The sequence below is a fragment of the Nocardia sp. NPDC050630 genome (assembly GCF_044457245.1).
Classification (GTDB): Bacteria; Actinomycetota; Actinomycetes; order Mycobacteriales; family Mycobacteriaceae; genus Nocardia.
The window spans coordinates 77,310-85,347 of the sequence record NZ_JBITGN010000026.1 but is presented as its reverse complement, the minus strand read 5'-3'; the positions used below and the strand labels follow the sequence as shown (position 1 = coordinate 85,347).

The following is an 8,038-nucleotide window of genomic DNA, read 5'->3' as shown; positions in this document are numbered from 1 at the left end:
CCGGGCTCGACCGATCCCCGCCGCCCCCCCCCGGGTGCGTGGGGGACTGATCCGCTTTTTGTTGTTTTGCGGCGGGGGTCGGGGCCGGGCCGGGGCCGCCCCGCCCGGGGGCCCGCCGGGGGGGGGCCCGCGACAGCTGTGTGCTTGCTGAGAATCAATGCCGCACGCCGGCAAGAACTTTCGTTTGAAATAGTTACCGTTAGGATCAGGCCCCGTGGCTGACACTATGGTGTGGGCGGGGCAGCCGTCCGTCGAGGAATCCGAACTCGGGACGGCACAATCGAAGACGCGCAGGGGTTGGGCCGGGCCGATCGCGCTGATCGCGGGCCTGCTCGGCGCCCTGTTCGCGGTGGCGGTACCGCTGCTACCGGTGCGTGTGGACGCCGCGACGCTGACCTGGCCGCAGGCGGGTTCGGCGCGCAGTATCGAGGCGCCGCTGATCTCGTATGCGCCATTGACCTTCGACGCCACCCTGCCGTGTACGGCGATCAACCAGCTCAGCGCCAAGGGCGGCACCCTCGCGGCGACCGGACCTGATGGCGCGCCGGATCTCGAGCGCTACGGATTCGTCGCCCGCGTGTACGCCGGAGCCGACACTCCGGCGCGGCTGGATGTGGTGCTGCGCAATCAGGCATTGCTCAGTGTGCCGGTGGCCGAACTGGTTCCGGGCTGTGAACTCAGCGTCCACGCTGATAACGCGAGCGCGACCGCCACGCTGGTCGGATTCGAAGCGCCCGGATTCCCAGTGGTGCTCAATGGCGACTACCGACCGCAGCTGGTGGGCGTCTTCAGCGATCTGGCCGCGGCCGATGGTGCGCGCGTCACCGCGCAACTCGATACCAGGTTCTCCTCGACACCCACGCCGGTGAAGCGCGCGGCGATCTGGCTCGCGGTGCTCTGCACGATTGTCGCCCTAGCGGCGTTGTATCGACTCGATCGGCGCGACGGTCGGCGGGTGCGCCGCTTCCTGCCGCAGCGCTGGTGGACGTTCACGCTGCTGGACGCGGTGGTGCTGGGCACCATGGTGGTCTGGTACTTCATCGGGTCGACCACCTCCGATGACGGCTATCAGTTCGGTATGGCCCGTGCGTCCGGTGTCGCTGGCTATATGGCCAACTACTTCGCTTACTTCGGGGTGCCCGAAAATCCGGTCGGCACACCATATTACGATCTTATCCGGGTCATGACGCAGGTCAGCATCGCCAGTCCGTGGGTGCGGCTGCCCGCGCTGTGCTGCGGTGTATTGATGTGGCTGCTGCTCAGCCGTGAGGTGGCGCCGCGGCTCGGGGTCGCGGTCCGGCGCGACCGCGTCGCGATGTGGACCGGTGCACTCGGTTTCCTGACCATCTGGCTGGCCTATGACAACGGGCTGCGTCCGGAACCGCCGGTCGCGCTGGGACTGCTGCTCACGTGGTGTCTGGTCGAGCGTGCCATTGCCACCCGGCGGCTGTTGCCCGCCGGATTCGCGATTCTGGTCGCGGCCTTCGCCTGCACGGCCGGGCCGTCGGGTGTGATCTGTATCGCGGCGCTGCTGGCGGGATTGCGGCCGATCGCGCGAATCATTATGGACCGTACCGGAACTCGGGGACCATTGCGTTCACGCGTGGTCGGCTATGCCGTACTGCTCGCGCCGCTGGTGGCCGCCGGTATCGTGGTGCTGGTGATCATGTTCGCCGACCAGCCGTTGGCGGCGATGTTCGAGATGAAGCGGATCCATCACATCGTCGGCCCGGATGTCGAGTGGTTCAACGAATATCTGCGCTATCAGTACCTCTTCCAAGGCGAGACGGACGGCTCCGTCGGCCGCCGAATCGGTGTGCTCGTGCTGCTCGCGGGACTCATCGTGTGTGTCATCGTGTTGCTGCGCAAGGGCGGTCGGATTCCGCTGCTGGCCGCGGGGCCGACCCGGCGCATTCTCGGTGTCACCGTGGGCGCGCTGCTGCTGATCATGGTCACGCCGACTAAGTGGACCCATCACTTCGGTGTGTACGCGGGCGTCGCCGGTGCCGTCGCCATGGTGACCGCGATGGCCGTCGCCCCGCGGGTTTTGCGGGCACCGCGCTACCGTGCACTGTTCGCCGCGGTGGTCGCGTTCCTGCTCGCGCTGGTGTTCTCCGGGCCCAATAAGTGGTGGTACGTCTCGTCTTACGGTATTCCGTGGTGGGACAAGCCGCCGGTGATCGCCGGTATCGAGCTCAACAAACTGTTCCTGCTCGCCGCCGCCGCACTGCTCGCCGTCGCCGCGTGGTGGCATGTGCGGGCACCGGAACCCGGTATTCCGCATCGGGTTTCGGGTCTCGCGTGGCGAGTGTCGGTACTGCCGCCGCTGACCATGGCGCTGGCGCTGCTCGTGGTCTGGGATGTCGGCTCCTTCGCCAAGGCGGCCGTGGCCCAGGGGCCGGCGTTCTCGCTGGCGCGCTCGAATATCGAGGCGCTGACCGGGAAGACGGCAGGTCTGGCGGGTCATGTGTTGGTCGAGACCGATCCGAATGCGGGCATGCTGGCACCGCTGACTGGTGATGCGGTGAGCACGCTGTCGGGCACCGGTACCGGATTCACCGGTTCGGGTGTGGCCGCCGAACTTCGTCCCGACGATGATTCGAGTCCAACCGGCAGTATCGCCGACGCGCTGAGCAGTAAGTCGGCGTCGGAGAACACCGCCGGAACCGCCACCGCCGCACTGCCTTTCGGACTGAATCCGGCGACGACTCCGGTACTGGGCAGCTACGGCTCCGGAGACGCAGGGCCCGCCGATCTGACCACCGGCTGGTACCGACTTCCCGAAACCGGTGACCGTCATGGCATTATCGCGCTGACCGCGGCGGGCCGAATCCGCTCTGTCGATGCCGACGGCCTCGTCACCCCGGGCCAGACGCTCGAAATCGAGTACGGTGCAACCGATTCCGCGACCACCGCGCAGCCCACGGGCAAGGTCACTCCGATCGATATCGGACCGGCGCCGTCGTGGCGCAACCTGCGCGTGCCGTTCAGCGAAATCCCCAGCGGCGCCGATGTTATCCGCATCGTCGCCGTCGACCGCGACCGCAATCCCAAGCAGTGGCTGGCCGTCACCCCGCCGCGGGTGCCGCAGACCAGAACGCTGAACGATGTTGTCGGCTCACAGGTTCCGGTTCTCACCGACTGGATGGTCGGCCTGCAATTCCCCAACCAGCGACCCTACGATCACCGCGACAATATCGCCGAGGTCCCGGCCTACCGCATCCTCCCGGACCGCCCTGGCGCGGAAATCACCACCCTGTGGCAAAGCCACGATGGTGGCGGCCCACTCGGCTGGTCCAATATGCTCCTGCATCCGCGCACCCTCGCCACGTACCTCGACCAGGATTGGCGGCGAGACTGGGGCGAACTTCAACAACTCGTTCGCATAGACCCCAAGGCCGACCCCGCCGAACCGGAAATCACCCAACAGGACCACTCCGGCTTGTGGGCCCCGGGCCACATCAACACCGCCTACTGATCGTCCGAAAGGCCCGGCGGGAATCGGTCGCCGATCCCGCAGCCGAATGCGGGGCTGCGACAGTGTTCGTAACGTCCGTACGCGGGACGACCGCGACTAGCGGCTGATGCTGTTGGTGGCGATGCGGGTGGCGAGTCCGGTCAGGTCGTGAGCGGTGAAACCCGGATAGCCGTGCAGGATTTCGCGCCACGGTGCGGGGATGGCCGAGGCGCCCCAGCGGGCGCCGAGCAGGCCGCCCGCGATGGCGGCGGTGGTGTCGGTATCGCCGCCCGCGCGGACGCAGAGTTCGAGGGCGCGCGGCAGGTGGTGCGGACCGGAGGCGTCGGCGGTGGTGATGGCCCACCAGGCGGTCTGGAGGGCGTGGACGACCCAGCCGTTATTCGAAAAATCCTGCGGAGCACCGGCTTCGGCTCGGTCGAGCAGATGGGTCCAGTAGGCGGCGCTCGGCGAGGCGTCGACGAAGTCGCGGACACCGTCGAGGGTTCCGGTGAGGACGGCGTGCCGGATGGCGTAGGTCCAGATCTTGCAGGCCTCGATCGCCTGCTGATCGTGATGGGTGAGCGCGCCGATCGCACCGGCCATGCGGACGCATTCATCGGCATCGCCGAGATAGGCGAGGGCGACGGGCGCGGTGCGCATCAACGAACCGTTGCCGCCGGTCTTGCCGTGCAGCGACATGGCCTGCACCTGCATTTCCCGGGCCGAGCGCGGGCGCACCGAGAGGACGGCGCGGGTCTGGATACCGATATCCGGTGGATCGGAATCGAACCACTGGACGAATCCGGCCGCCACCTGGTCGAGGTCGATGCCGGGGCCCTTGTCGGCCGCCAGTGCGATGGCGATCGCCATCGAGGTGTCATCGGTCCACTGTCCCGGCGCCCACCGGCATGGCCCGCCGCCGATCATATCGATCGCGACCTGCGTTCCCGGCCAGGTGAATTCGTAGCCTGCCCCGAGCGCATCGCCCGCAGCGGTGCCGAGCAGCACACCCGCCGCGCGATCCAGCTGCACCTCGTCCAGCATCAACAAACCTTCCGCCGCCTGCGGTTTCGCGGCCAATGTACCCGAGGACAAGGGGTATTCCGTCCTGTCGATATCGACAAGCGATCGCCGGAAAAACTGTGCCCGCGCTACGAAGCCATGGTTGGGAAGGGCAGGTCAGTGCCGATCTGCTGAACTAGCCGGTTCGGTCTGGGTGGTCTGGGCTCGCCGTCGACCGCGCACCAGCGCGTCGGCGGTGAAAATCGCCAGTGCCGCCCAGATGAGCGCGAAACCGGCCCATCGCGACGCGGGCATCGGCTCATGCGCGACGGCCACGCCCCAGGCCATCTGCAACGCGGGCGTGAGGTATTGCAGCAATCCCATGGTCGAGAGCGGAACCCGTTGCGCGGCAACGGCGAACAGCAGCAGCGGCAACAGGGTTACCGGACCGGTCGAGATCATCAGTCCGGAATGTGCGATGCCACTGGCGAATTCGCTGCGCCCGGTGACCGCGAAGACGATCACGAAGGCGAGCGCGAACGGCGCGGCGACCAGACCCTCGGCCGCGATTCCATGCAGCGCGTCCAGCGGTATCACCTTCTTCACCAGCCCGTAGGTGGCGAATGAACAGGCCAGTGCCAGCGCGATGAGCGGAGGTCGGCCGTAATCGACGGTGAGTACGGCGACCGCCGACGCACCCAGCCCCAGCGCCGCCCACTGCGCCCTGGCCAACCGCTCACGGAAGATCAGCACACCGAATGCCACCGTCACCAGCGGATTGATGAAATACCCGAGCGCACACTCCACCACATGCCCGGAGGTGACGCCGTAGACATACACACCCCAGTTGATCGATAGCGCCGTGATGGCCACCGCCGCCATCCGCCAGGTCCGCGCCGCGATGCCGCGCAGCCCACGGAGCTGCCCTGTTATCGCCAGCACGATGAGCACCAGCACCAATGTCCACAGAATCCGCTGCGCCACCACCTCGGCCGGATTGGCGAAGGCCAGCAACCCGAAGTACGCCGGAAACAGCCCCCAGATCAGAAATGCGCCTGTCCCGAACACCACACCTGGGACCGTCCTGCTTCGCTGCACCCTACCGACGGTAGTTCTCGGTAGCCTGGCGGTCATGTCGATTACCGTGCCCCATACGGCCCTCACCGGGCTGACCGCCGCGGAGGTCGAGCAACGTCGCCGCGACGGGCTGACCAATGACGTGCCGGACCGGGCGAGCCGATCCGTACGCGACATCGTTCGTGCGAATGTCTTCACCAGGATCAATGCCATCCTCGGAGTGCTGTTCATCCTGGTGCTGGCGACCGGCTCGATTATCGACGGTATGTTCGGTCTGCTGATCATCGCCAATAGTGCGGTCGGCATCATCCAGGAGATCCGTGCCAAGCGCACCCTCGATCAGTTGGCCATTGTCAGCCAGGCCAAGCCGACCGTGCGCCGCGACGGACAGTCGCGCGAGGTGGCGACGAAGGAGGTCGTGCTCGACGATCTGATCGAGCTCGGACCCGGCGACCAGATCGTCGTCGATGGCACGGTCGAGGAGTCCGCACTGCTCGAGGTCGACGAATCGCTGCTCACCGGTGAGGCCGATCCGGTGGACAAGTCGATCGGTGCCTCGGTGATGTCGGGCAGCTACGTCGTCTCCGGTTCCGGGTCCTACCGTGCGACGAAGGTCGGTCGGAATGCCTACGCCGCCGAACTGGCCGAAGAAGCGAGTAAGTTCACGCTGGTCAAGTCCGAATTGCGCAGCGGTATCGACACCATCCTCAAGGTCATCACCTATCTGTTGATTCCGGCGGGTCTGCTCAGCATCTACAACCAGCTGTTCTCGAGTAAGGAGTCCTGGCGGCCCGCTGTCACCGGCATGGTCGCGGCGCTGGTGCCGATGGTGCCCGAGGGGCTTGTCCTGATGACCTCGGTCGCCTTCGCGGTCGGTGTGGTGCGTCTCGGTAGGCGCAAATGTCTGGTGCAGGAATTGCCCGCCATCGAGGGGCTGGCCCGCGTCGATGTGGTGTGCGCGGATAAGACCGGCACGCTGACCGAGAACGGAATGCGCCTATCGGATATCAAGACGCTCGGCACATTCGACGACGCCGAGGTGCGACAGGCCTTGGCGGCCATGGCCGCCGACGACCCGCGCCCGAATGCGAGCGTGCAGGCCATCGGCGAGGAACTCGCCGATAAGCCGGCTTGGCGGCACACCGCGGTCGCGCCGTTCTCCTCGGCGAAGAAGTGGAGCGGGTTCTCCTACGGCGAGCACGGCGACTGGCTGCTCGGCGCGCCCGATGTGCTGCTCGAGCCGAGTTCCGAAGATGCCCGTGTCGCAGAGGAACTCGGCTCCTCGGGGCTGCGCATTCTGCTGCTCGCGCGCAGCGATCGTCCGGTCGATGCCGCCGACGCGCCGGGCGTCGTCGACCCCGCGGCTCTGGTCGTGCTGGAGCAGAAGGTGCGCCCCGATGCCCGTGAGACTCTCGATTATTTTGCCAGCCAGCAGGTTTCGATCAAGGTGATCTCCGGCGACAATGCCGTATCGGTCGGCGCGGTGGCATCCTCACTCGACCTTCGTGGCGGCGATCACGCGGTCGACGCCCGCGAATTGCCTGAAGACCGTGCGGCACTCGCCGATGTGCTCGAGCGTGAGACCACCTTCGGTCGGGTGCGCCCGGACCAGAAGCGAGCCATGGTGGGCGCCTTGCAATCTCGCGGCCACACCGTGGCCATGACCGGTGACGGTGTGAACGACGTACTGGCGCTGAAGGATTCCGATATCGGTGTCGCCATGGGGTCGGGCAGCCCCGCCACCCGCGCGGTAGCCCAGATCGTGTTGCTGGACAACAAATTCGCGACACTTCCGTACGTGGTCGGTGAGGGCCGCCGGGTGATCGGCAATATCGAGCGGGTTTCGAATCTGTTCCTCACCAAGACCGTGTACTCGGTGCTGCTCGCCTTCCTGATCGGCGTGGCCGGAGTCGGTTCGCAGATCTTCGACTACGAACCGATCGGATATCCGTTCCTGCCAAGGCATGTCACGATCGCGGCCTGGTTCACCATCGGCATTCCGGCTTTCATCCTCTCGCTGGCTCCGAACAACGAACGCGCCCGCTCCGGATTCGTCTCGCGCGTCATGCGTTTGGCGATTCCCTCCGGTGTGGTGATCGGCATCGCCACCTTTGTCGCGTATCTGATCGCCTATGCGGGTCCACATGCCACCTTCGAGCAGAAGGAACAGGCGGGCACCACCGCGCTCATCACCCTGATCATGATCGCGGTGTGGGTGCTGGCCATCGTGGCCCGGCCGTATGTGTGGTGGAAGGTGGTGCTCATCGGCGCCTCGGTCCTCGCCTATGTGCTGTTGTTCACAATCCCGTTCACCAGGCATTTCTTCAAACTCGACCCCTCGAATATCGAACTCACCACTGCGGCGTTCATCTGCGGCGGGGTCGGCATCGTGCTCGTCGAGGCCGCCTGGTGGATCGCCGCCGCAGTTCAGGGCGAGAAGCACACGCTACTTCCGAGCTCACCGGGCGGGGCCGCCTGAAGAATTGGACGCCTGACCCGCCG

4 protein-coding genes are annotated in these 8,038 nt (G+C 66.4%); 2 read left to right on the top strand and 2 right to left on the bottom strand.

The genetic code is table 11. From position 1 onward, the window contains the following. Positions 1-226 precede the first annotated feature (226 nt). Positions 227-3,478, top strand: coding sequence for an arabinosyltransferase domain-containing protein (locus tag ACIBG0_RS37530; protein ID WP_397039606.1), 3,252 nt, complete (start codon positions 227-229; stop codon positions 3,476-3,478). A gap of 96 nt (positions 3,479-3,574) precedes the next feature. Here the strand turns inward: ACIBG0_RS37530 and ACIBG0_RS37525 are convergent, their stop codons facing one another. Further along, positions 3,575-4,504 (bottom strand): ADP-ribosylglycohydrolase family protein, encoded by a 930-nt coding sequence (locus tag ACIBG0_RS37525; RefSeq protein WP_397039604.1) that lies wholly within the window; start codon positions 4,502-4,504, stop codon positions 3,575-3,577. A 132-nt stretch (positions 4,505-4,636) separates the two neighbouring features. Continuing rightward, on the bottom strand, positions 4,637-5,593 hold the full coding sequence (gene rarD / locus ACIBG0_RS37520) for an EamA family transporter RarD (protein ID WP_397039593.1): 957 nt from the start codon (positions 5,591-5,593) through the stop codon (positions 4,637-4,639). Here rarD and ACIBG0_RS37515 point away from each other — a divergent pair. Further along, the gene (locus ACIBG0_RS37515) at positions 5,592-8,015 is read left to right on the top strand and encodes an HAD-IC family P-type ATPase (protein WP_397039591.1); all 2,424 of its coding nucleotides are present in this window, start codon (positions 5,592-5,594) and stop codon (positions 8,013-8,015) included. The two genes, rarD and ACIBG0_RS37515, sit on opposite strands and share 2 nt — an antisense overlap. Positions 8,016-8,038 lie beyond the last annotated feature (23 nt).